General features: G+C 72.4%; 23 protein-coding genes. 13 read left to right on the top strand and 10 right to left on the bottom strand.

Features of this window, described 5'->3' with window-relative positions; all coding sequences use genetic code 11:
* Position 1: 1 nt before the first annotated feature.
* A complete protein-coding gene (locus UIS43_RS20165) occupies positions 2 to 2,149 on the bottom strand; it encodes an alpha-galactosidase (protein ID WP_370011280.1) in 2,148 nt (715 codons plus the stop codon).
* Between the two features lie 120 nt (positions 2,150 to 2,269).
* Between UIS43_RS20165 and UIS43_RS20160 the strand changes: the two genes are divergently transcribed.
* A complete protein-coding gene (locus UIS43_RS20160; RefSeq protein WP_370011277.1) occupies positions 2,270 to 3,502 on the top strand; it encodes an RNA-guided endonuclease InsQ/TnpB family protein in 1,233 nt (410 codons plus the stop codon).
* 39 nt (positions 3,503 to 3,541) lie between these two features.
* On the opposite strand, the gene UIS43_RS20155 is transcribed toward UIS43_RS20160, so the two are convergent.
* The 3 genes from UIS43_RS20155 to UIS43_RS20145 form a co-directional block, all read right to left on the bottom strand.
* On the bottom strand, positions 3,542 to 4,441 hold the full coding sequence (locus UIS43_RS20155; RefSeq protein WP_013155898.1) for a carbohydrate ABC transporter permease: 900 nt from the start codon (positions 4,439 to 4,441) through the stop codon (positions 3,542 to 3,544).
* Positions 4,438 to 5,322: a sugar ABC transporter permease gene (locus UIS43_RS20150; RefSeq protein WP_358169403.1), complete on the bottom strand. Its 885-nt coding sequence runs from the start codon at positions 5,320 to 5,322 to the stop codon at positions 4,438 to 4,440. Before UIS43_RS20150 ends, UIS43_RS20155 begins: the two co-directional genes overlap by 4 nt.
* Positions 5,323 to 5,431: 109 nt before the next feature.
* The gene (locus tag UIS43_RS20145) at positions 5,432 to 6,748 is read right to left on the bottom strand and encodes an ABC transporter substrate-binding protein (protein ID WP_370011273.1); all 1,317 of its coding nucleotides are present in this window, start codon (positions 6,746 to 6,748) and stop codon (positions 5,432 to 5,434) included.
* A 208-nt stretch (positions 6,749 to 6,956) separates the two neighbouring features.
* Here UIS43_RS20145 and UIS43_RS20140 point away from each other — a divergent pair, with 208 nt between their 5' ends.
* The 5 genes from UIS43_RS20140 (at position 6,957) to UIS43_RS20120 (ending at position 11,981) form a co-directional block, all read left to right on the top strand.
* Positions 6,957 to 7,754 (top strand): DeoR/GlpR family DNA-binding transcription regulator, encoded by a 798-nt coding sequence (locus tag UIS43_RS20140; RefSeq protein ID WP_019609372.1) that lies wholly within the window; start codon positions 6,957 to 6,959, stop codon positions 7,752 to 7,754.
* Positions 7,751 to 8,833 (top strand): galactose-1-phosphate uridylyltransferase, encoded by a 1,083-nt coding sequence (gene galT, locus UIS43_RS20135; RefSeq protein ID WP_013155894.1) that lies wholly within the window; start codon positions 7,751 to 7,753, stop codon positions 8,831 to 8,833. Before UIS43_RS20140 ends, galT begins: the two co-directional genes overlap by 4 nt.
* A complete protein-coding gene (gene galE / locus UIS43_RS20130; protein WP_071621103.1) occupies positions 8,830 to 9,792 on the top strand; it encodes a UDP-glucose 4-epimerase GalE in 963 nt (320 codons plus the stop codon). Before galT ends, galE begins: the two co-directional genes overlap by 4 nt.
* A gap of 31 nt (positions 9,793 to 9,823) precedes the next feature.
* The gene (galK, locus tag UIS43_RS20125) at positions 9,824 to 10,963 is read left to right on the top strand and encodes a galactokinase (RefSeq protein WP_071621101.1); all 1,140 of its coding nucleotides are present in this window, start codon (positions 9,824 to 9,826) and stop codon (positions 10,961 to 10,963) included.
* 103 nt (positions 10,964 to 11,066) lie between these two features.
* Positions 11,067 to 11,981: a Gfo/Idh/MocA family protein gene (locus tag UIS43_RS20120; RefSeq protein ID WP_041553373.1), complete on the top strand. Its 915-nt coding sequence runs from the start codon at positions 11,067 to 11,069 to the stop codon at positions 11,979 to 11,981.
* A gap of 90 nt (positions 11,982 to 12,071) precedes the next feature.
* Here UIS43_RS20120 and UIS43_RS20115 read toward each other — a convergent pair whose 3' ends face one another.
* Complete coding sequence (locus tag UIS43_RS20115) at positions 12,072 to 12,341, bottom strand: GlsB/YeaQ/YmgE family stress response membrane protein (protein ID WP_013155890.1); 270 nt, start codon at positions 12,339 to 12,341, stop codon at positions 12,072 to 12,074.
* A 120-nt stretch (positions 12,342 to 12,461) separates the two neighbouring features.
* Complete coding sequence (locus UIS43_RS20110) at positions 12,462 to 13,061, bottom strand: hypothetical protein (protein ID WP_013155889.1); 600 nt, start codon at positions 13,059 to 13,061, stop codon at positions 12,462 to 12,464.
* A 188-nt stretch (positions 13,062 to 13,249) separates the two neighbouring features.
* Here UIS43_RS20110 and UIS43_RS20105 point away from each other — a divergent pair, with 188 nt between their 5' ends.
* Positions 13,250 to 13,633: a helix-turn-helix domain-containing protein gene (locus UIS43_RS20105; protein WP_013155888.1), complete on the top strand. Its 384-nt coding sequence runs from the start codon at positions 13,250 to 13,252 to the stop codon at positions 13,631 to 13,633.
* Between the two features lie 49 nt (positions 13,634 to 13,682).
* Here the strand turns inward: UIS43_RS20105 and UIS43_RS20100 are convergent, their stop codons facing one another.
* The 3 genes from UIS43_RS20100 to UIS43_RS20090 all read right to left on the bottom strand — a co-directional run bounded on the left by UIS43_RS20100 (position 13,683) and on the right by UIS43_RS20090 (position 15,601).
* On the bottom strand, positions 13,683 to 14,306 hold the full coding sequence (locus UIS43_RS20100; RefSeq protein ID WP_013155887.1) for an ATP-dependent Clp protease proteolytic subunit: 624 nt from the start codon (positions 14,304 to 14,306) through the stop codon (positions 13,683 to 13,685).
* Positions 14,303 to 14,962, bottom strand: a complete 660-nt coding sequence (locus UIS43_RS20095) for a ClpP family protease (protein WP_013155886.1) — start codon at positions 14,960 to 14,962, stop codon at positions 14,303 to 14,305. Before UIS43_RS20095 ends, UIS43_RS20100 begins: the two co-directional genes overlap by 4 nt.
* A 162-nt stretch (positions 14,963 to 15,124) precedes the next feature.
* Complete coding sequence (locus UIS43_RS20090; protein ID WP_013155885.1) at positions 15,125 to 15,601, bottom strand: MarR family winged helix-turn-helix transcriptional regulator; 477 nt, start codon at positions 15,599 to 15,601, stop codon at positions 15,125 to 15,127.
* 239 nt (positions 15,602 to 15,840) lie between these two features.
* On the opposite strand from UIS43_RS20090, the gene UIS43_RS20085 reads away from it, so the two are divergent.
* The 6 genes from UIS43_RS20085 to mnhG are packed head-to-tail and all read left to right on the top strand — an operon-like array spanning position 15,841 to position 22,657.
* Complete coding sequence (locus UIS43_RS20085) at positions 15,841 to 18,792, top strand: Na+/H+ antiporter subunit A (RefSeq protein ID WP_041553371.1); 2,952 nt, start codon at positions 15,841 to 15,843, stop codon at positions 18,790 to 18,792.
* Positions 18,789 to 19,619: a Na(+)/H(+) antiporter subunit C gene (locus UIS43_RS20080; protein ID WP_013155883.1), complete on the top strand. Its 831-nt coding sequence runs from the start codon at positions 18,789 to 18,791 to the stop codon at positions 19,617 to 19,619. The genes UIS43_RS20085 and UIS43_RS20080 overlap by 4 nt, the downstream gene beginning before the upstream one ends.
* 2 nt (positions 19,620 to 19,621) lie before the next feature.
* Complete coding sequence (locus tag UIS43_RS20075) at positions 19,622 to 21,280, top strand: Na+/H+ antiporter subunit D (protein ID WP_013155882.1); 1,659 nt, start codon at positions 19,622 to 19,624, stop codon at positions 21,278 to 21,280.
* Positions 21,277 to 21,894 (top strand): Na+/H+ antiporter subunit E, encoded by a 618-nt coding sequence (locus UIS43_RS20070; RefSeq protein ID WP_071621096.1) that lies wholly within the window; start codon positions 21,277 to 21,279, stop codon positions 21,892 to 21,894. The genes UIS43_RS20075 and UIS43_RS20070 overlap by 4 nt, the downstream gene beginning before the upstream one ends.
* Positions 21,891 to 22,256 (top strand): monovalent cation/H+ antiporter complex subunit F, encoded by a 366-nt coding sequence (locus tag UIS43_RS20065; protein ID WP_013155880.1) that lies wholly within the window; start codon positions 21,891 to 21,893, stop codon positions 22,254 to 22,256. Before UIS43_RS20070 ends, UIS43_RS20065 begins: the two co-directional genes overlap by 4 nt.
* On the top strand, positions 22,253 to 22,657 hold the full coding sequence (gene mnhG, locus UIS43_RS20060) for a monovalent cation/H(+) antiporter subunit G (RefSeq protein WP_013155879.1): 405 nt from the start codon (positions 22,253 to 22,255) through the stop codon (positions 22,655 to 22,657). The genes UIS43_RS20065 and mnhG overlap by 4 nt, the downstream gene beginning before the upstream one ends.
* A 107-nt stretch (positions 22,658 to 22,764) precedes the next feature.
* Here the strand turns inward: mnhG and UIS43_RS20055 are convergent, their stop codons facing one another.
* The gene (locus UIS43_RS20055; protein ID WP_013155878.1) at positions 22,765 to 23,043 is read right to left on the bottom strand and encodes a MerR family transcriptional regulator; all 279 of its coding nucleotides are present in this window, start codon (positions 23,041 to 23,043) and stop codon (positions 22,765 to 22,767) included.
* Between the last annotated feature and the right edge of the window lie 62 nt (positions 23,044 to 23,105).

Below are 23,105 nucleotides of genomic sequence, written 5' to 3'. Positions count from 1 at the left end.
GTCAGGCCTCCCTCAGGTGCAGGAGCAGGGCTTGGGACGGGTTGAGGTTGGGCAGCTGCACGCCCGAGCGGGTGAGCACCGCCCCCGACACGGTGGCCCCGCCGCTGGCGAACCACTCCGGGAGCACGCGCTGCGTGGTCGAGGGCGTACCCGCCTCCGGCCGCCACGTCAGGCGGTAGAGGCGGTCCTCGCGCAGGCCGGGCAGCCGGACCCGCCCCGGCAGGGCGCGGACGGAGGTGGCCAGCCGGGCGTAGCGGAACACCGCCTCGCTCCCGTCCGGGGCGACCACCCCGTCGAGCTGCTCGGCGGGGTCGGGCGCGTCGGCGTGCACGGCCTCGCCCGAGTGCAGCAGCGGGCGCAGTTCCTTGTACAGCGCGATCCACGAGGTCAGCGCGGCCAGCTCGTCGTCGGTGCAGCGGGTGACGTCCCACTCGATCCCGGCGTGGGACAGGAGGCTGGCCAGGCAGCGGAAGGACAGGTCGGCGTCGCGGCCGGTGGTGTGCGCGGTGCGTCCGCCGACGTGGCTGCCGACCAGTTCGGGCGGCAGCAGCAGGGAGGTCCAGCGCTGGACGGCCAGCCGCTCCAGGGGGTCGTTGGTGTCGGAGGCCCACACGCGGTCGGTGCGCTCCAGGATCCCCAGGTCCACGCGGCCCCCGCCGGAGGAGCACGACTCGATCTCCAGGCCGGGGTGCCCGGCGCGCAGCCGGTCGAGCAGCGCGTAGACGGCCAGGGTCTGGCGGTGCGTCCCGGCGGCGCCGGTGGGGGCGTGCACGGGTTCGAGCAGGTCGCGGTTGTGGTCCCACTTGAGGTAGTCGGGCCGGTACTCGGTGACCAGCGCGTCCAGGTGCTCGAACACGTACCGGAAGGCCTCGGGGCGGGACAGGTCCAGGAGCTGCTGGTGGCGGCTGGGCGGGGCCGGGCGCCCCTCGGCGGCCAGGAACCACTCGGGGTGGGCGCGGGCCAGGTCGGAGTCGGGGTTGACCATCTCCGGCTCCACCCACAGCCCGACCTGCATGCCCAGGGAGCGCACGTGGTCGAAGAGCGGGTGCAGGCCCCCGGGCCACACGCCGGTGTCCACGGTCCAGTCGCCGAGTCCGGCGGTGTCGTCGCGGCGGCCCCGGAACCATCCGTCGTCCAGCACGAACCGCTCCACGCCGATCCGCGCGGCGGTGTCGGCGAGCCGCCTGAGGGTGGCGAGGTCGTGGTCGAAGTAGACGGCCTCCCAGGTGTTGAGCACCACCGGGCGCGGGGTGGAGGGGTGGGCGGGCCGGGCGCGCAGCCAGCGGTGGATCCGCGCGGACAGCCCGTCCAGCCCCCGGTCGGACCAGGAGAGGAACACCCACGGGGTGGAGTAGGAGGCGCCCCGGTCCAGGCGCACCTCGCCGGGGTGGAGCAGTTCGCCGCCCGCGAGCACGGCGTCGGCCTGCCCGGCGCCCTCGGGCAGGCGTTCGGCCAGGTGGACGTGGTCGCCGCTCCAGGCGGTGTGCACGCCCCACACCTCGCCGTGGCGGAACCCGAACCCGGGTGTCCCGGCGGCCAGGACCAGCGCGGCGTCGTGCCCGGTCCGGCCCCGGCGCGAGGCGCGCAGGCGGGTGCCCGTCGCCAGTTCCTGTCGCTGGGGGGAGCGCTCACGGCACCAGCGGCCGGTCAGGTCCAGGACCTCGCCCGCCTCGCGGGGCAGGGGCAGGGTGACCCGCAGGGCGTCCAGGGTCCACGGCGCGGCGTCGGTGTTGGTGACCGTGTTGCGGGCGCGGACCAGCCCGGAGGCCTCCATGCGCAGCTCGCAGCGCAGCGCGATCCCCGCGGCCTCGGCCAGGACCGTGAGGGCCCCGCCCACGCCGGGGGCGGCGTCCTCCAACGGGTCCGCCAGGACCTCGCGCACGGTCCACTCGGGGAAGGTGACCCGGCCCTCGTGGTGGCCCGAGATCCCGGGGTGGCCGCGCCAGCCCTCCCCCTGGACGGGCACCAGGGACAGCCGCCGGGGCTGGTCGACGTCGTTGTGCGCGGCGGAGGGCGCCGCGGCGGCGGCCAGCCCCTCGGCGTCGGGCAGGTCGGCGCCCCAGTGCAGGACGTGCGGGAGTCCGGCCTCGGGCACGGCGAGGACCAGGGCGGTCCCCGCCGCGCGCAGGCTGATGGTGCGGTGGGTCATCTGTTTGTTGGGCGTGGAGACCCCGCCCTTCAGGGCGGGGAGGAAACGCCCTCTCCCTTCTCGTGACTTTGTGTTGGATTCGGCTCACGCGATCGCAGAGCGGTCGCTACGGTGTGTTCCATGACCAACAAGAGCGTGAAGCGGGCGTTTCGGTACCGCTTCTACCCGACCGATGCGCAGGCGGCCGAGCTGTCGCGCACGTTCGGGTGCGTGCGCCTGGTCTACAACCGCGCTCTGGCCGAACGCAGCACCGCCTGGCACCAGCACCAGGAACGCGTGGGCTACTCCCACACCTCGACCATGCTCACCGCATGGAAGAGGACCGAGGAGCTGTCCTTCCTCACCGAGGTCTCCTGCGTCCCGCTGCAACAGACGCTGCGCCACCTGCACACCGCCTTCCGGAACTTCTTCGACCGTCGCGCGCGGTATCCGCGGTTCAAGTCCAAGAAGAAGTCGCGTGCCTCGGCGGAGTACACCCGGTCCGGGTTCCGCTACCGCGACGGCCACCTGACCCTGGCCAAAATGAGCGAAGCCCTGGACATCGTCTGGTCGCGGCCCCTGCCCGAAGGGGCACGGCCGTCCACGGTGACGGTCTCGCGGGACGCGGCCGGACGCTGGTTCGTCTCGCTCCTGTGCCAGGACACCATCACGTCGGCCCCGGCCGTCAACAACGCGGTCGGCGTCGACGCCGGAATCACCTCCGTGGTGACGTTGTCGACCGGGGAAAAAGTAGCCAACCCCCGCCACGAGCAACGCGACCGCGCCAGGCTGGCCCGCGCCCAGCGGGCGCTGGCCCGCAAGGCCAAGGGCAGCGCGAACCGGGACAAGGCCCGCCGGAAGGTGGCGCGGGTGCACGCCCGCATCACCGACCGCAGGCGCGACTTCCTGCACAAGCTCACCTCCCGACTCGTCCGCGAGAACCAAGTGGTCGTGATCGAGGACCTGACGGTGCGCAACCTGGTCAAGAACCGCAGGCTCGCCCGGGCGATCTCGGATGCGGCCTGGCGTGAGCTGCGCACCATGTTGGAGTACAAGTGCGCCTGGTACGGACGCGACCTGGTCGTGGTGGACCGCTTCTTCCCCTCCTCCAAGACGTGCTCGACCCCCGGATGCGGGTACGTGCACGCGTCGCTGCCGTTGAACGTGCGGGAGTGGACGTGCCCCGGGTGCGGGATCACTCATGACCGTGATGTGAATGCGGCGAACAATCTCGAAGCCGCCGGGCTGGCGGTTGTTGCCTGCGGAGCTGGTGTGAGACCTCAACGGGAGTCCTCCCGGACGGGGCGACCGGCGACGAAACAGGAAGGCCACGGGGCGACCCGTGACGAGGCATTGGCCTCGAACCACCGGTAGGTGGTTCCGGAATCTCCTGCCTTCCGGCAGGAGAGGAAGTCAACCCTTGCTCGCTCCCAGGGTGAGTCCGGCGACGAAGTGGCGTTGCAGCGCGAAGAACACGACGAGCGTGGGCAGGGCGACGATGACCGACCCGGCCGAGAGCAGGTTGTAGTCGACGAAGAAGGCGCTCTGGAGGTTCTGGAGCGCGGTGGTGATGGGCAGCTTGTCCCCGCTGGACAGCAGCGCCAGCGCCCAGAAGAAGTCGTTGTAGATCCAGGTGACCAGGAGGGTGGCCAGGGCCGCCAGGCTCGGGCGGCACAGCGGGAGCACCACCCTCCAGTACTGCTGGAAGACCGATGCCCCGTCCACCCTGGCCGCCTCCAGCAGGGAGGCGGGCATGGCCTTCATGAAGTTGCTCAGCACGAACGTGCAGAACCCGATCTGGAAGGCGGTGTGGATGAGGACCACGCCGATGTGGCTGTCGTAGAGGGAGCCGGACTCGCTGATCCAGTACGGCAGGGGAATGGAGGTGTAGAGCCGGAACAGCGGGACGAGCAGCGCCTGGGCCGGGAGCAGGTTCGCGGCCAGGAACACGGCGAGCATCGTCAGGTTGAACCCGCGCGAGTAGCTGGAGAGCACGAAGGCCGCGCAGGAGGACAGGAACAGGGTCAGCAGCACGGCCGGGACCGTGATGACCAGCGAGTTCCAGAAGTAGCCGGGCAGCTCGCCCTCGTTCCACGCCCGCGCGTAGTTGTCCAGGGTGAACCCGCCCAGGGAGAGGTAGCCGTGCAGGGCGGTGTACTCGTAGTCGCGCAGCGAGTTGACCAGCGCCCACAGGATGGGGAAGAACCAGGCCAGCGCGGTGGCGCCGAGGAAGGCGTGCAGCACCAGCCGGGCCGGGCGGACCCTGGGGCGGCGGTGCCGCCGGGAGGCGTCGGGGAGGGTCGTGGCGGTCACCGGTAGGCCCCTCTCAGCATGGTGGACACGTAGACGACGATGAACACCAGCGAGATCACCAGCATGACCACGGCCAGCGCCGAGCCGAAGCCCACCCGGCTGGCCTCGCCGATGACGTTGGAGGTCACCAGCGCCGATATCAGCTCCAGGCCGTTGCGGCCGCGGTTGATGATCCACACGATGTCGAAGGCGCGCAGCGCGTCGATGACGGTCACGACGAGCACGACCAGGTTGATGGGCAGCAGGGTCGGGAAGACGACCCTGGTGAACGTGCGCACCGGCCCGGCGCCGTCGATCGCGGCGGCCTCGCGCAGGGAGGGGTCGACCGCCTTCAGCCCGGCCAGGTAGAGCAGCATGATGTAGCCGGTGTGCCGCCACCCGGCCGCGACCAGGACCGCGTACAGGTTGATCTCGGGGTCGCCGAACCAGTCCACGGGCGGAACGTCGGCGACCACGGCGAGGAAGGCGTTGAGCAGCCCCTGGTCGCGGGAGTAGACGAGCTGCCAGATGAACCCGACCAGGGCCAGCGACAGCACGACCGGCATGTAGAAGACGCTCCGGTAGACCGAACCGCCGCGCAGCTCGCGGTCGAGCAGCACCGCCAGGAACATCCCCAGGAGGGTGGGGACCGCGAACAGCGCTACCAGCCAGACCAGGTTGTTGCGCAGGGCCGGTGCGAAGGGCGGGTAGATCGTGAACGCGTCCGTGTAGTTGCGCGTCCCGATCCACTCGATGGTGTCCAGGCCGCCGATGCCGTCCCAGCGGGTGAAGGACAGGACGACCGTGGCCATCGCGGGCAGCCAGACCAGGCCCACCACGAGCAGGGCGGGCACGCCCAGCATCAGGCCGAGGGCGATCCGGTCCCCTCGGCTGTGGCGCATGCTCCCGCGTGCGCGCGGGGACCGGCCGGGCGGGGCCTGCGCGGACCCCGGGGTCGGGTTTCGAGGCGGTGAGGGGGCGTTCGACACCACACCTGCTCTCCCTTCTGGTTCAGCCGCCGAAGATGGAGACCTTCTGGCGCTGGATGCTGGCGGTCAGGTCGGCGATGTCGTCCGGCTGTTCGAGGAAGCGCTGGAGCGCGGGGATCATGACGACGGACGCGAAGTCGGGACGGGTGTCCCGGTCCATGTACTGGGTGAGCGCTCCCGCGTTGGCGACCATGTCGTTGACCTTGGCGTCGAGGGCGCTGAACCCGCTGGTGTCGGCGTCCAGGTGGGTGGGGAGCGCCTGCGGGTCGATGGCGGTGTAGATCTCCTGGGCCCGGAGGGTGCCCAGGTGCCCCACGAGTTCGCGGGCCCCGTCGGGGTTGCGCGGGTCCCCGGAGAGCATGAACCCGTCGATGGGCGCCTCGACGGCGTCGGCGCCGATCGCGGGGTCGAACTCGGGGAAGGCGAAGCAGTCCAGGTCGTCCAGGTCCTCTCCCTCGGGGAAGACGTGGGTGATGAACATGCCGCAGAGCATCATCCCGGCCTCGCGCCGGACCAGGGCGGTCTGGGCCTCGTTGATCCCCCGGCCCAGGGGGTCGGGCTGGTGGTGGGGCAGCAGCTCGGCCCAGGTGCCGAAGACGCTCCTGACCTCGGCGGAGTCCCAGGAGTGGTCGCCGTTGAGCAGCTCCAGGTGGAACTCGGGGCCGTTCAGCCGCAGGTTGAGGTGGTCGAACATGCCCATCGCGGGCCAGCCCTCGCGGATGCCCGAGGCGAGGGGTTCGAGCCCGTCCGCGCGCATGCGCACGCACAGCTCCTCGAACTCCGCGCGGGTGGCGGGGACCTCGTAGCCGTGCTCCTCGAACACGCTCCTGCGGTGGAAGACCGCCCAGGGCGCGGTGGAGTCGGGGACGATGTACTGCTTGCCGTCGTCGGCCGTGCACAGCCCGCGCACCTGGTCGGTGAAGACGTCCCCGAAGTGGCGGTCCCAGACCTCGGAGACGTCGCTGATGAGGCCGCGTTCGGCGAAGAAGCGCGTCCGGTAGCCAGCGAACCAGCCGATGACGTCGTCCGGGGTGCCCTGGAGGTAGTTGTTGACGCTCTCCTGGAAGGCGGTGGACTGGAAGGTGTTGACCTCCACGGTCAGCCCGGAGTCCGCCTCGAAGAGCCCGACGCTCTCGGCGACGGCCTCGCGCTGGGCGGGGTTGGCCCGGTTGGAGGCGAGGGTGACCAGGTTCGGGTCCCCGCGCCGGCCCGCTCCGCAGCCCGCCAGGGAGGGCAGGGCCAGCAGCGTTCCGGCGCCGACCAGACCGCGCAGCAGGGTGCGGCGCCTCAGGCCCGGCGGGCCGGGCGGTCCCGACGATCCCGGTGGTCCGTGGTGCATGGGGGCCTCCTTCGAAGGGGGTGAACTGATGTGAAGGGGGTCACACGAACGTTTTAATATGTTCGACACGCACCCCCGGCTCTGTCAACAGGTCCCAACGTTTTCCAACAGTTTTCCGGCAAGAGGGTGGGTACCATTGACACCGGAGGGGAACCTGGAACACTGGATCCAACACATTCCCACATTTTCGATCATGCCTGGGGGGCGGATGCTGGCTGCGCAACGGCAGGAGCTGATCCTCGAACAGGTGCGGCGCAGCGGGGCGGTGCGGGTGGCCGACCTGGTCGAGAGCCTCTCGGTGTCGGACATGACCGTGCGCCGCGACCTCGACGCCCTGGAGAGCCGGGGCGAGGTGCGCAAGGTGCACGGCGGGGCCGTGGCACCGGAGGGCGCGCGCACCGAGGAGCCCGGTTTCGAGGCCAAGTCCACCCGTCAGGAGGACGAGAAGCACGCCATCGCGCGGGCCGTGGCCGAGCTGGTCGAGCCGCACAGCGCCGTGGGCCTGTCCGCGGGCACCACGACCGCCACCGTCGCCGAGTACCTCACCGACACGCCGGGGCTGACGGTCGTCACCAACTCGCTGCGCGTGGCCGAGGTGTTCCACCGGGCCGCGCGGCCCGACCAGACCGTGGCGCTCACCGGCGGCTTCCGCACGCCCTCCGACGCGCTCGTGGGCCCGCTCGCGCTCGCCTCCGTGCGCGGCCTCAACCTGGACGTCCTCGTCCTGGGCGTGCACGGCATGCAGGAGCGCGCCGGGTTCACCACGCCCAACCTCATGGAGTCCGAGACCAACCGCGCCCTGGTGGAGGCCGCCGCCTCCCTCGTGGTCGCCGCCGACCACAGCAAGTGGGGCACGGTCGGGATCAGCACCATCGCGCCGCTGGACCGCTGCGACGTGCTGGTCACCGACTCCGGAACCGACCCGGCCGTCCGGGCCGCGCTGACCGAGCACGTGGGCCGCCTGGTGGTCGCCGACGTGCGACCGAGGAAGAGGGAGGACGGATGAGGAGGACCTCGGCCCGGCTGGCCGACGGCCGCGAGATCGTCTACTTCGACGAGGGCGACACCGCCCGCGAACCCGCGCCCGACCTGCGCGAGCTGCCCCCGTCCGCGACGGGCGCGGAGATGCGCTTCGACCCCCTGCTGCGCGAGTGGGTGGTGGTGGCCTCCCACCGGCAGGGCCGCACCCACCTGCCTTCCAGCCACGACTGCCCGCTGTGCCCCTCGGCGGAGGGGCGCCTGACCGAGGTCCCGGCCGCCTCCTACGACGTGGTCGCCTTCGAGAACCGCTTCCCCTCGCTGGTGCGCGATGACGGTCGCGCCCTGGAGGGGGTCGGGGAGCTGGAGCCGTCCCGGCGCGTGGCCGCGGGCCGCTGCGAGGTCCTCGTCTTCGGCTCCGACCACGACGCGTCCTTCGCCGACCTGGGCCCCGAGCGGGCCCGCACGGTCATGGCCGCCTGGATCGACCGGACCGAGGCGCTGTCGGCGATGCCGGGCGTGGAGCAGGTGTACTGCTTCGAGAACCGGGGGCCCGAGATCGGGGTGACCCTGCACCACCCGCACGGACAGATCTACGCGTTCCCCTTCGTCACCCCCCGCACCCGGCGGATGCTCGACTCCGCCGAGGAGTACCGCGAGCGCACCGGCGGCTCGCTGTTCGCCGACGTGCTGCGCGCCGAGCAGGAGGCCGGGATCCGGGTGGTGGCCAGGACCGAGCACTGGACGGCCTTCGTCCCGGCCGCGGCCCGCTGGCCCGTGGAGGTGCACCTGTACCCGCACCGGCAGGTGCCCGACCTGCCCGCGCTGTCGGAGGAGGAGCGCGAGGACTTCGGCCGCCTCTACCTGGACCTGCTGCGCCGCTTCGACGCGCTCTACGACGCGCCCCTGCCCTACATCTCCGCCTGGCACCAGGCGCCCGTGCGCGACCGGCGCGACCTGGCCCACCTGCACCTGGAGCTGTTCTCGGTGCGGCGTGCGCCGGGCAAGCTCAAGTACCTGGCCGGAACCGAGTCCGGCATGGGCGCGTTCATCAGCGACGTCGCGCCCGAGACCGTCGCCGAGCGGCTGCGGGAGGTCGCGCCGTGAGGCTGCTCGTCACCGGGGGCGCCGGATACGTCGGGAGCGTGGTGACCGCCCTGCTGCTGCGGGCCGGCCACGCCGTGACCGTCCTGGACGACCTGTCCACCGGGCACGCGGACGCCGTGCCCGAGGGGGCCCGGCTGGTGGTGGCCGACGTGCGCGAGGCCGCCGACGTGCTGGACCCGTCCGTGGACGCCGTGCTGCATTTCGCCGCCAAGTCCCTGGTGGGCGAGTCGGTGGCGGACCCGGGCAAGTACTGGCACACCAACGTGTCGGGGACGCTGGCCCTGCTGGAGGCCGTGCGGCGCCACGGCGTGGGGCGCGTGGTGTTCTCCTCCAGCGCCGCCGTCTACGGCGACCCCGCGGGCGACGCGCCGATCCGCGAGACCGACCCGGCGGTGCCCACCAGCCCCTACGGCGCGAGCAAGCTCGCCGTCGACCACATGCTGGAGTCGTGGGCCGCGGCGCACGGTGTCGGCGCGGTGAGCCTGCGCTACTTCAACGTGGCGGGGGCGCACCTGGGCTTCGGGGAGCGGCACGAGACCGAGACGCACCTGGTGCCGAACCTGCTGCGGGTGGCCGCCGAGGGGGACGGGCACGCCAGCGTGTTCGGCACCGACTACCCGACCCGGGACGGAACGGCGGTGCGCGACTACCTGCACGTCGCCGACCTGGCCGACGCGCACCTGCGCGCCCTGGAGAGCGTGCGCCCGGGCGTCTTCCGCGTCCACAACCTGGGCACCGGCGGCGGGCACAGCGTGCGCGAGGTGATCGAGGCGGTCCGGCGAGTGACCGGCCGCCCGGTGCCCGTGGTGGACGGCCCGCGCCGCGCGGGCGACCCGGCCGTCCTGGTCGCGGCCAACGACCGGGCCCGTCAGGAGCTGGGCTGGACGCCGGTGCGCACGCTGGAGGAGACCGTCGCCGACGCCTGGGAGTTCGTCCTGGCGCGGCGCGGCACGGCCTGACCCCCATCGCACAGCAGGAAGGCAGGACCTCGTGGACGACGTGACGACCGCGTTCCACTCGGCGTTCGGGTACGGGCCCGAGGGCGTGTGGACCGCGCCGGGGCGGATCAACCTCATCGGCGAGCACACCGACTACAACGACGGGTTCGTGCTCCCCTTCGCCCTGCCCCACGCGCTGACGGCCTCGGCCGCCCGGCGGACGGACGGGCGGGTGCGGCTGCTCTCCCGGCAGTCGCCGGAGGAGTACGCGGGCCCGGTGGGCGACCTGGTCCCCGGCGCGGTGGAGGGGTGGGCCGCCTACCCCGCCGGGGCGCTGTGGGTCCTGCGGGACGAGGGCCACCCGGTGGACGGGCTGGACCTGCTGGTGGACAGCACGATCCCGAGCGGGGCGGGCCTGTCCTCGTCGGCCGCGCTGTCGTGCGCGGCCGTCATGGCCGCGGCCTCCCTGTACGGGGCCGACCTCGCGCCGGGAGGGGTGGCCCGGCTGGCCCAGCGGGTGGAGAACGACTTCGTGGGCATGCCCTGCGGGATCCTGGACCAGTCCGCGTCCATGCTCTCCACCGAGGGGCACGCCCTGTTCATGGACACGCGCACCCTGGAGACCGAGCAGGTGCCCTTCGACCCCTCCGCGGACGGGCTGACCGTGCTGGTGGTGGACACCCGCGCCCCGCACCGGCACGTGGACGGCGCCTACGCCGAGCGCCGCCGCTCGTGCGAGGAGGCCGCGCGCGTCCTGGGGGTGGCGGCCCTGCGCGACGTCACCGACCTGCCGGGCGCCCTGGCCGCGCTGCCCGACGACGTGTCCCGCCGCCGGGTGCGCCACGTGGTGACCGAGAACGAGCGGGTGCTGCGGGCCGTGGACCTGCTCCGGTCCGGGCGCACACGGGAGGTGGGGCCGCTGCTCACCGCCTCCCACGCCTCGCTGCGCGACGACTACGAGGTGAGCGTGCCCGAGGTGGACACCGCGGTGGACGCGCTGCTGGCCGCGGGCGCGCTGGGGGCCAGGATCACCGGCGGCGGCTTCGGCGGGTGCGTGGTCGCCCTGGTGGAGACCGGGCGCGTGGAGGCCTGCGGGAAGGCGGTGCTGGAGGCCTACCGGGAGCGGGGCTTCGAGGAACCGGCCGCGTTCGGTGCCCTGCCGTCCGCGGGGGCGCGCCGTCTGCACCCCTGAGGCGCCGGGCGGGGAGCCGCGGGCGATCGGCCCCGACCGGGAGTGTGGGAGCGCTTCCATGGACAATGGTGAGACGGTGGACACAAGGGACGAGGGAGCACGCATGGGACTCAGGTTCGGTCTGCTGGGCACCGGCTACTGGGCCGCGGAGACGCACGCCGCGGCGCTGGACGCCCACCCCGGCGCCACCCTGGCGGGGGTGTGGGGACGCGACGCGGTCAAGGCGGCGGCGCTCGCCGAACGCTACGGGACCCGGGCGTACGAGGACTTCGAGGCGCTGCTGGACGACGTGGACGCCGTGGCGATCGCGCTGCCGCCCCACATCCAGGGCGACCTGGCCCTGCGCGCCGCCCGGGCGGGCAAGCACCTGCTGCTGGACAAGCCGCTGGCGCTGTCGACCCTGGCGGCGGACGCGGTGGTCGCCGAGACCGAGGCGCGCGGGCTGGCGTCGGTGGTCTTCTTCACCAGCCGCTTCTCGGACAACGTGGTGGATTTCGTGGACTCGGCCGCGGCGGAGGGCGGCTGGCACGGCGTGCGGGCGACGCTGTTCGCCTCGATCTTCGAGCCCGGCAACCCCTACGGCGGCTCGCGCTGGCGTCAGCAGAAGGGCGGCCTGTGGGACGTGGGCCCGCACGTGCTGTCGCTGGTGCTGCCCGTGCTCGGCCCGGTCACGCAGGTGACGGCGATGGCCGGGCCGCGCGACACCGTGCACATGCTCACGCGGCACGAGAGCGGCGCGGTCGGCTCGTTCGCGGTGACCGTGGACGCCGCGCCCGAGGCCAAGGCCTTCGAGGTCGTGCTGCACGGCGATCGGGGCTGGGTGCCGGTGCCCGGCGGCGACCGGAGCCCGGTGCAGGCGTTCGGCACGGCGGTCGACCGGCTGCTGGCACAGGTGGAAGGAGAGGTCGGCGACCCCTGCGACGTGCGCTTCGGCCGGGATGTGGTGGCCGTGCTGGAGGCCGCCGAGGCCTCCGTGCGCCTGGGCCGGGCCGTGGGCGTGGACGAGGCGCTCGGTTAGCGGCACGGGACGGCGCCGCCCGGAGGCGGACCTCGCGGGTCGGCCTCCGGTGCGGCGGCGGTGCCTCTCCGGACCTCGTCGGCCGCGGGGTCAGGCGGTGCGGCCCTTCGCTCCCCTGGAGTAGAAGCCGTCGGCGAGGTAGACGATCGCTGCGGCCACCAGCACCTGGATGATCAGCGTGATGATCCACCCGGCGCCGAAGAGCCCCGCGGCGATCCAACCGCCGATGAAGGCGGCCACGATGCCCAGGACCAGGGTCAGCCAGATCGGCAGGTGCTGTTTGCCGGGGACGATGAGGCGTCCCAGTGCGCCGACGATCAGGCCGACGATGATCGCACTGATGATTCCGGTGATCTCCATCTGTTCCTCCCGGATGTTGACGCCCTCACCCCCTGCCCGCTCGGTGACGGCGAAAACACGCGGGACACGCGCCCGGCACCAAGGCTTTGCGCGTTCCGTGCCCGGCCGTGGCCTGGCCGACTACCAGTTCGCGACCGCCTGGAGGGCCAGGGCGAGGAGGCCGCGCGTGATGGACTCGGGCATCGGCCGGTCCACGCGCAGGGCGGCGTAGAGGACGGTCATCGGCAGCGCCACCAGGGCGGCGGCGGACAGGAGCGCCACGCCCTCGGCCAGCGGCGTGACGAGATCCCCCGCGGCGACCGCGCCGAGCGCGGGGTCGGCCGTGAGCGCGGTCAGGGCGGCGACCCCGAGGGCCAGGGCCGCCACGACCAGCAGCGTCGTCCAGAGCACCCGGTGGCCGCCGAGCCAGCGGGTCAGCGCGCGGCCGAGCACGTGCAGCGGTTTGACCACGAGCCACAGCAGCACCGGTGCGAGCAGGAGGCTCACCAACAGCACGGAGGCCATGCCGTCCTGGGAGACGGCGAGCGCGCCCATGGAGTGCGCGGTCGCCAGCACCACGAACACCAGGGCCCAGGTCAGCGCGTAGACGCCGAGCGCGATGAGGCTGCGCGTGCGCAGCACGCGCCTGCGCGCGGTCGAGAACTCCTCCCGGGGCGGGCTCCCTGTTCCGGCTGTCCTGGCGGTCGTGTCCACAACCCTGGCCTCTCTCCTCGGGGGCACCGGCTCTCCTCGGCCGCGGCGTCGGCCCCGCGGCGCGGGGGCCGGGGTGCCCGACAGCGGATGCGACGCACGCGCGGCCCGGACGGTTCTGCCCTTCGCAGAACGCCTGTGGACGCACTCCCCCGCGAGACCGCGGCGGCGTAGGCTCGTCGGGTGAGACCGTCGCGCACGACAACCGTGGAGGCCCGATGACCGACGTCCTGAGTTCCCTGGACGAGGCCCGCGCGGGCAGGCGCGCCGAGGAGCCGCCGGAACCCCTCATGCGCGACCTCATCGGCGACCTGCTGCGGCGCACCCGCAACGAACAGGGCCGCACGCTGCGCGAGGTGGCCGAGGACGCCCAGGTCTCGCTGCCCTACCTGTCCGAGATCGAGCGCGGGCGCAAGGAGGCCTCCTCCGAGGTGCTCGCCGCCGTCTACCGCTCCCTGGGGCTGAGCCTGTCCGACGTGCTGGGCGGGCTGTACGAGCGCACCGTGACAGCCCGGCTGACCCGGACGGGCACCGGTCTGGGCGACTACCGGCCCGCCACCGCGCCCGCCCACCAGGCCCGGGTCCTGTCGCTGGCCGCCTGAGGGGGCGGGCCCCGGGGCCGGGGGCCTGCCCCCGGCCCCGGACGGTCCCCTAGGCGGCGGTCCTCCCCGTCGCCGGGTGCGCCTGGCGGGTGGTGATGATCCCGTCCACCAGGCCGTACTCCTTCGCCTGCTGCGCGGTGAAGATCTTGTCCCGGTCGGTGTCGGCGCGCAGCCGCTCCTGCGTCTGCCCGGTGTGCCGGGCCAGGATCTCCTCCACCTGCGAGCGGACCCGCAGGATCTCCTCGGCCTGGATCTCCAGGTCGGCGGCCACTCCCTGGCCCTCCCCGGAGGGCTGGTGCAGCAGCACCCGCGCGTGCTCCAGGGCCGTGCGCTTGCCCGCCGTGCCCGCCGCCAGCAGCACCGCCGCGGCGGAGGCCGCCTGGCCCATGCACACCGTGGCCACGTCCGCGCGCACGAACCGCATGGTGTCGTAGATGGCGGTCAGCGCGGTGTTCGAGCCGCCCGGCGAGTTGATGTAGAGCTGGATGTCGGTCTCGCTCGACTCGTAGTCGAGGTGGAGCATCTGCGCCATCACCACGTTGGCGACGTCGTCGTCGATCGGCGTGCCCAGGAAGATGATCCGTTCCGACAGCAGTCGGCTGAACACGTCGAAGGACCTCTCGCCGTGGGGCGTGCGCTCCACCACCATCGGCACCGTGTAACGACCGCTCACCGGTCCTCCCCCTTCACGTACGTGGCGAACCCGGGTGCCCCGGCGCCCAGCCGAATGCCTCCGCCGTCCATCTCCGCGACCGACGCGACCACGTGGTCGACGAACCCGTACTCCCTGGCCTCCTGCGCGGTGAACCAGGCGTCGCGGTGCTGGTCCCGGGAGATGGTCTCCTCGGTCTGGCCGGTGTGCTTGGCGATGAGCCGCACCATGGTCTGCTTGGTGTGCGCGAGGTTCTCGGCCTGGATGGCGATGTCGGCGGCCGTCCCGCCCAGGCCCCCGGAGGGCTGGTGCATCATGATCCGCGCGTGCGGCAGGCTGTAGCGCTTGCCCGGCGTGCCGACGCAGGCCAGGAACTGGCCCATGCTGGCCGCGAACCCCATGACCAGGGTGGACACGTCGTTGGGGACGAAGTTCATCACGTCGTAGATGGCCAGTCCGGCCGACACCGAGCCCCCGGGGCTGTTGACGGCCAGCGTGATGTCCCTGCGCGGGTCCTCGTCGGCGAGCAGCAGGATCTGCGCGCACACGCGGTTGGCGCTGGCCTCGTCCACCTGCGTGCCCAGCAGCACGATGCGGCTGCGCAGCAGGCGCGTGGCCAGCTGGTCGTCGAAGGCACCGCCGGAGGTCTCGTCCGAGGCGGCGACATGGGTCGGCATGGCACTCTCCCTTCCCCGGCCCCCGTGGGCCGGTGATCCCAGCCTGCGGCGGCGGGGAGGGAGACTTCCACCGTTTCGGCCCGGGGCAGATCTGCCGACGGCAGAGGCCCCCCGGGCGGGGGCTCCGGGCCCGTACCGGGGACCCCGCCGGCCCCGGGCGCCTCAGGTCTCGTCGAGGGCCTCGCGCAGGTCGCGCAGCAGGGTGAGCACCATCGGGCGCAGCGACGGCCTTATGGCGTCGAACACCTGGCGCTGCTTGCGCTCCATGTCCCTGCGGCGGATCGCGAGCACCCGCTCGCCCTCCTCGGTGAGGGTCACCACGGTGCTGCGCTCGTCGCGCTCGGAGCGGCGGCGCGCCATCATGCCCTTGCGCTCCAGCTGTTGGATCATGCGGGTGGCGGAGGGGGACGAGACACCGACGATGTGCGCGACGGCGCCGACGCTGGGGCTGTCCATACCGCGCACCGCCTCCATCAGGAGCGCCTGCGTCAGAGTGAGATCTTCGGCACCCCGGTGACCGTGACCGCTGCGCGAGCGGGCGTGGAGAGCCGCGTTGATGAGTTCGGTCCAGGCGCGCTGGAACTCCTCAAGCTCGGAACCGTGCTGTTCGGCACGGGGTTCGTGGGTCTCGTCGGGCACGAAACGGTCCTCGCATGCTGGGCGGGCACCGCGGGTCCACAATCCGCGCGGTGGTTTGACGTTTGTGTAGTCTAGCTATTAAATAGCTAAGGCACGCAAGTTCACATACATCCATGCCCCCACAAACCGTAGCGACACCTCCCGTCCACTGACCGGTTGTGGACACGGTGCGGGGCAGTGGACGTCCGTCCGACACCAGGGCGGGCCCGGACAGGTCCGGGAGGGGCGCATTGACAACAGTGCTGATCGCGCATTTCATCGCAGCTGCGATCGCGCCGTTACTGGTGCGCCAGTGGGGCCGTAACGCCTTCCTCGCGCTCGCCGTCGTCCCGGGTGTGTCCACCCTCTGGGCCCTCTTCCAGATCCCCGCGATCATGCGCGGCGAGACCCTCGCCGTCTCCATCCCCTGGGCACCGGAGTTCTCCCTCCGGCTCGGCCTGTACATGGACGCCCTGGGCCTGGTGATGACGCTCATCGCCGCGGGCGTGGGCGCGCTGATCCTGATCTACTGCGCCCGCTACTTCGACGACTCCGAACCCGGTCTGGCCCGCTTCGCCGGGGTGTTCGTCGCCTTCGCCGGGGCCATGCTGGGCCTGGTGCTGGCCGACGACCTCATCCAGCTCTTCGTCTACTGGGAGCTGACCACGGTCTTCTCCTACCTGCTCATCGGGCACAGCACGGAGCTGAAGGAGAGCCGCCGGGCGGCGATGACGGCCCTGACCGTCACCACCTTCGGCGGACTGGCGATGCTCGTGGGCATGATCATGCTCGGCGAGACCGCCGGGACCTACGTGATCTCCGAGATCGTCGCCTCGCCGCCGGCCGGCGCCCTGGTCAACGTCGCGCTCGTGCTCATCATGGTCGGCGCGATGTCCAAGTCGGCCCTGCTGCCGTTCAGCCTGTGGCTCCCCGCCGCCATGCGCGCCCCCACGCCGGTCTCCGGCTACCTGCACGCCGCGGCGATGGTCAAGGCGGGCGTCTACCTGGTGGCCCGGCTCACCCCCGCCTTCCACGACGTCGCCGTGTGGAAGTACACGGCCCTGTTCTTCGGCACGCTCACCATGGTCCTCGCGGGCTGGAAGGCGCTGCGCCAGTACGACCTCAAGCTGGTCCTGGCCTACGGCACCATCAGCCAGCTGGGCTTCCTCATCACCCTGCTGGGCGCCGGAACCCAGGCCGGCGCCCTGGCCGGGATCTCGATGCTCATCGCGCACTCGCTGTTCAAGGCGCCGCTGTTCCTCGTGGTCGGCGTCATCGACCACAGCACCGGGACCCGCGACCTGCGCGAGCTGTCCGGCCTGCGCTCCTCCATGCCCGTGACCTTCTGGACCTCGGTCGTGGCTCTGGCCTCCATGGCGGGTCTGCCGCCCACCCTCGGGTTCGCCGCCAAGGAGCTGGCCTTCGGCGCCTTCGAGCACGGCGGAGGCGCCGACATCGCCGTCCTGGCGGGCATCGTGATCGGCTCCACCTTCACCGTCGCCTACAGCCTGCGCTTCCTGTGGGGCGCCTTCTGGGACAAGGAGAACGTCCCGGCCACCCCGCTGCACGCCCCCGGCCCGCTCCTCCAGGCGCCCGCCGCGGTCCTGGCCGGGCTCGGCCTGCTCGGCGGCCTGCTCTCCACCCTCGTGGACCCCTTCCTGGCCGTGTACGCCGACACCGTCCCCGTCGCCGAGGGCGACTACGCCAAGCACCTGGCCCTGTGGCACGGCCTGGGACTGCCCCTGCTGCTGTCGGCGGTGTGCGTCGCGGGCGGCCTGGCGCTGTTCCGGTTCCGCCACGAGATCGTGTGGGCGGGAACGCGGACCGCGCTGCCCGACGCCGACCGGGTCTACCGCCGGATGCTGGCCGCGCTGGAGAACCTGGCCCTCCAGGTCACCGGCGGCACCCAGCGCGGTTCGCTGCCGGTCTACCTCGGCACCATCCTGGTCACGCTGGTCGTCGCCGCCGGGTGGTGGATGGTCAGCGGCCGGATCTGGGAGGGGGACTACCCCGCGGTGCGCCTGTGGGACAGCCCGGTCCAGATCATCCCGGTCCTGATCATCGGCGCGTCCGCCCTGCTGACGCTGTTCGTGCGCCGCCGCCTGTTCGCGGTGATCCTCGTGGGCACCGGCGGCTACGGCGTCGCCGCCCTGTTCTACCTGATGGGCGCCCCCGACATCGCGCTCACCCAGTTCCTCGTGGAGACCGTCAGCCTGGTGGTCTTCGTGCTGGTGCTGCGCCGCTTCCCGGCCCGCTTCTCGGCGCCCGCGCTGCGCGGGCGCCGGGTGTGGAACCTGGCCCTGGGCGCGGCCACCGGAGTCCTGGTGGCCGCGATGACCTGGTTCGCCCTCGCGGGCCGCCAGGAGCCCTCCATCTCGGCGGGCTACCCGGCCGCGGCCGAGGAGGCGGGCGGCTACAACATCATCTCGGTCCTGCTGGTCGACGTCCGGGCCTGGGACACCATGGGCGAGATCTCGGTGCTCGCCGCCGCGGCCGCCGGCGTGGCCAGCCTGATGTTCGTGCGCCGCCGCGCCCAGCCGCGCAAGACGCCGGGCGGGGTGATGGCCCTGTCGGTCACCGAACCGCCGCCGCCCGCCGACGGCCAGCGCGGACTCGACCTCGGCGGCCTGCGGTTCGCCCCCCGCAGGATGCACGTCGAGCCCCGGTGGGCGCGCACCTGGCTGCCGGGCGCCGACGCCCTGCCCACCGAGCGCCGGTCGGTCATCTTCGAGGTCGTCTCGCGCTTCCTGTTCCCCGTGATCATGGTGATCTCGGTGTACCTGCTGCTCACCGGCCACACCGCCATCGGCGGGGGCTTCGCGGGCGGCATCGTCGCGGGCCTGGCGTTCATCGTCCGCTACCTGGCCGGAGGCCGGTTCGAGCTGTACGCCACCGCGTGGGTGCAGCCGGGCGCGCTGATCGGCGCGGGCCTGGCCGTGGCCACCGGCACCGCGCTGGGCGGGGCCGTCTTCGGCACCGACGTCCTCGCGGGAGGCGACACCTACATCGACTTCTGGATCCTGGGCGAGGCCCACGTCACGGTGTCCATGCTCTTCGACATCGGCGTGTACCTGCTGGTGATCGGGCTCATCCTCGACATCCTGCGCAGCCTCGGCGCCCGCATCGACGAGCAGATCGAGCGGGACGCCGCGCACTCGGAGGCCCAGGCCAGGACCGGGGGACCCGAACGCCCCGAGGAGGTCATCTCGTGAACGAGTCCCCCAGCCTGCTCCTGGTCGTCATCGTCGGCGTCCTGGTCGCGGTGGGCGTCGTGCTCCTGCTGGAGCGCAGCCTCACCCGCGTGCTGCTCGGCTTCATCGTCATGAGCAACGGGGTCAACCTGATGATCCTGTCCATGGCGGGCGAGCCCGGCGGGCCGCCGGTCCTGTGGTTCACCGAACCGGAGGAGATGACCGACCCGCTGCCGCAGGCGATGATCCTGACGGCGATCGTCATCACCCTCGGCATCACCGCCTTCCTGCTGGCCATGGCCTACCGGAACTGGCAGCTGGAGGGCAACGACGAGGTCCAGGACGACGCGGAGGACCTGCGCATCGTCCAGGGCGAGGGCCGCCGCGCGGTGCGCCAGCGCTTCCTCAAGGAGCGCCGCAGGCTCCAGGCCGACATCCGCCGCCAGCGGGCCGAACTCCAGGCGACCATCGCCACCGCCGACGCCCGCGAGCTGGCCGAGCAGGCCCGCATCAAGGCCGAGATCGCGCGGGCGCAGGCCGAACTGGCCCGCTACGAGCTGGAGGCGGAGGAGAACGATCCGGACGAGCAGTCCCGCGAGACCATGCGCCGCCTGAGCGACCGCGCGGAGTCGATGACCGCCCAGGTCCAGGAGCTGCGCGGGCGCATCCGCCAGGGGCGCAGGCGCCTGCGCGAGCACAGGCGGGCGGACCGCGCCGCCGAGCGCGAGCTGTGGCGCGAGCTGCGCCGCCGCATCCGCTCGCAGCGCAGGCAGGCGCGCCAGACCATGCGGGCCGAACGCGAGCGCCTGGCCCGCGCCGAGGACAGCGACCTGCAAGGGAGCGAGTGACCATGGGGACGGACTACTTCGTCGGTCTGCTGCACTACTTCATCCCGCTGCCGGTGGTGCTCCCGCTGTTCGCGGCCGGGGTGAAGCTGGCGCTCGGCATCCGCTGGCCCCGGCTCCAGCAGGCGCTCAGCGTCATCTCGCTGGCCCTGGTGCTGGTCATCGGCCTCGTGCTGATGCTCGGCTCCCACGCCTACGGCCCGCAGGTCGTGCAGGTGGGCGGCTGGGAGGCGCCGATCGGCATCACCCTGGTCGCCGACCGGCTCTCCGCGCTGATGGTGACGGTGTCGGCGGCGATCACGCTGGCCGTGCTGGTGTACTCCATCGGCCAGGGCATGGCGGGCAAGGCCGAGGTGGCACCGCTGTCGGTGTACCAGCCGACCTACCTGATCCTGGTGGCGGGCGTCTCCAACGCCTTCCTGGCCGGTGACCTGTTCAACCTGTACGTCGGGTTCGAGATCCTGCTGACGGCCAGCTACGTGCTGCTGACCCTGGGCGGCACGCAGTCCCGGATGCGGGCGGGCGCCATCTACGTCGTGGTGTCCCTGGTGTCGTCGGTGCTGTTCCTCATCGCCATCGCGCTGGTCTTCGGCGCGACCGGCACCGTGAACATGGCCCAGCTCGGCGAGCGGCTGCCCGAGCTGTCCTCGGACCTGCGGGCGGTCCTCCAGGTCGTGCTGCTGTTCGCCTTCGGCATCAAGGCGGCGGTCTTCCCGCTGGCCGCGTGGCTGCCCGACTCCTATCCGACCGCGCCCGCGCCGGTCACGGCGGTGTTCGCGGGCCTGCTCACCAAGGTGGGCGTGTACGCGATCATCCGCACCCAGACCCTGCTGTTCCCGGGCGACCAGCTCAACGACCTGCTGATGGTCGTCGCCCTGGCGACGATGATCATGGGCATCCTCGGCGCGGTCGCGCAGACCGACATCAAGCGTCTGCTGTCGTTCACGCTGATCAGCCACATCGGGTACATGGTGTTCGGTGTGGCCCTGGGCAGCGAGCAGGGCATGGCGGGCGCGGTGTTCTACGTCGCGCACCACATCACGGTGCAGACCACGCTGTTCCTCATCACGGGTCTGATCGAGCGCCGGGGCGGCTCCACCTCGCTGGACCAGCTGGGCGGACTGGTGCGGATCGCGCCGATACTCGCGGTCCTGTTCTTCGTCCCGGCGATGAACCTGGGCGGCATCCCGCCGCTGTCGGGCTTCCTCGGCAAGCTCGGCCTGATCCAGGCCGGGGTGGAGGCGGGCACGCCGCTGGCCTACGCCCTGGTGGGCGCGTCGGTGCTGACGAGCCTGCTGACCCTGTACGTCATCGCCCGGGTGTGGAACTACGCGTTCTGGCGCACGCCCTCCGAGGGCATGGTGGCCGAGCCCGGCACCGTGCTGGAGGACACCGAGACCGACGACCCCTCCACCGCGGCCCTGGGCCCCGGCGAGGCGGTCGGTCCGTCCTCCCGCCTGGGCGACACCTCGACCGCGGCCACGCCCGTGGTCACGTCCGTCGTCCTGCCCAGGAGTATGGTCGGCGCCACGGTGGCGCTGGTGGTGTTCAGCATCGCCCTGACGGTGCTGGCCGGACCGCTGATCGAGTACTCCTCGGACGCGGCGGTCGAGCTCCAGGCGCGCGGCCCCTACATCGAGGCGGTTCTGGGAGGCGACCGGTGAACGGCCTGCAGGAGAAGAAGCGGATCGGCCTGACCGCGCTGCGCAGGCGCCTGGGCAAGGTGCAGATCCCGGTGGCACTCGGCATGACCCTGGTGTGGATGCTGCTCTTCGACGCCTTCCATCTGCGGCCGGAGTCGCTGGGCCTGCTGGTCCTGGGCTTCCTGGTGTCGGTGGTGATCATGCTGGTGTTCCCGCTGCCGCCGATCTCCCCGGGGTTCCGGTTCCGGCCGCTGTACCTGGTCCGGCTGCTGGTGTACATGCTCGCCCGAATGGTCTGGGCCAGCTTCCGGGTGACCGTGCAGACCTTCACGCCCGGACGGGTGCACAGCTCGGTGGTGGAGGTGCGGCTGCGTACCGACTCCGACCTGATGCAGGTGTGCGTGTCGATCGCCAGCTCGATCATCCCGGGTTCGGTGATCGTCGAGGTCGGCCAGCCGGACCGGACCCTGTACGTGCACGTGCTGGGCGCGGACGACGACGGCTCGATCGAGCAGGGGCGCGAGGACGTCCTGCACCTGGAGGAGCGGATCGTGATGGCGCTGGGCACCCGTGAGGACATCGCCGCGCTGCGGGCCGGGGAGCCCGTGCTGGGCGGGGGGAGGGGGAGACCGTGAACGTCCTGTGGATCGTCATCGGCGTCATGCTCGGCCTGGCCGCGCTGCTGAGCGTGACCCGGATGCTCATCGGTCCGGGCATCCTGGACCGGGCCATCTCCGTGGACGTGCTGCTCGCCTCGGCGCTGGCCGGCGTGGGCGCCTACGCGGCCTTCACCCGCGACCCCACGGTCCTGCCGACGCTGCTGGTCCTGTCCCTGCTGGGCTTCGTCAGCTCGGTCAGCATCGCCAAGTTCGTCGCGCGGCGGGCGCACGAGGACCAGGAGCACATCGCCACGCCGACCGAGGCCCATCCGACCTCAGCGACGCCCACCGACGCGGTCCCCGACTCGGAGCGGCCGGAGAAGGGGGAGACCTCGTGAGCGACCAGCTGATCACCGTCCTGGACTGGGTGGCGCTCCTGTGCGTCCTGGCCGGGGCCATGCTCTCGCTCGTGGCGGGCGTGGGCCTGCTGCGCTTCCCCGACCTGCTCTCGCGCATGCACACCGCCGCCAAGCCGCAGATCCTGGGACTGCTGCTGGTGCTGGTGGGGATCGGCATCCGGCTGATCCCCGTGGAGACCAACGTCTTCAGCGCCGGAACGCTGCTGCTGGTGGCGCTGTTCCAGATCGTGACCGTCCCGGTGGCGGGCCACATCGCCGCCCGCGTGGGCTACCGGACCGGGCGCATCGACGAGGAGCTCACCACCCGTGACGAGCTGGCCGAGCGCCTGGAGGCCAAGCGCGGGAAGGGCGGCGGCGAAGCGGACGGCGCTTCCCGCTAGACGGCGGGCGAGAACCCCCGCGAGGGCCCCGGGAGGGCGGCTGAGCCCGCTCCCGGGGCCCTCGCCGTGTCCGGGCCGGGTCCGGGCGGAGCCGGCCCCCGCCCGCCTCACCCGGGACCGCCGCGCAGCCGGGTGTTCTCCTCCTCCAGCTCCAGGATCCGGCCGATCCCCGCGAGGTTCACCCCCTGGGCGGCCAGCTCGGCCACCCGCCGCAGGCGGATGATGTCGTCGTCGCTGTACAGCCGCGTGCCGCCCTCGGTGCGCGCCGGAGCGACCAGGCCCCGCTCCTCGTAGGCGCGCAGGCTCCGCGGCGCGACGCCGGACAGCTCCGCGGCCACGGAGATCGTGTACAGGCCCCGGACAGGATCCGGCCCCGGTCCCCTCATCAGCGCATCCTTCCCGTCGGGACCGTCGTCTTACCCACGGCTTGAGAAAATCTTTGTCAGAC

This window comes from Nocardiopsis sp. LDBS0036 (assembly GCF_041228755.1).
Classification (GTDB): domain Bacteria; phylum Actinomycetota; class Actinomycetes; order Streptosporangiales; family Streptosporangiaceae; genus Nocardiopsis; species Nocardiopsis dassonvillei.
The sequence above is the reverse complement of the archived record's forward strand: the minus strand, read 5'-3'. Positions and strand labels throughout refer to the sequence as shown.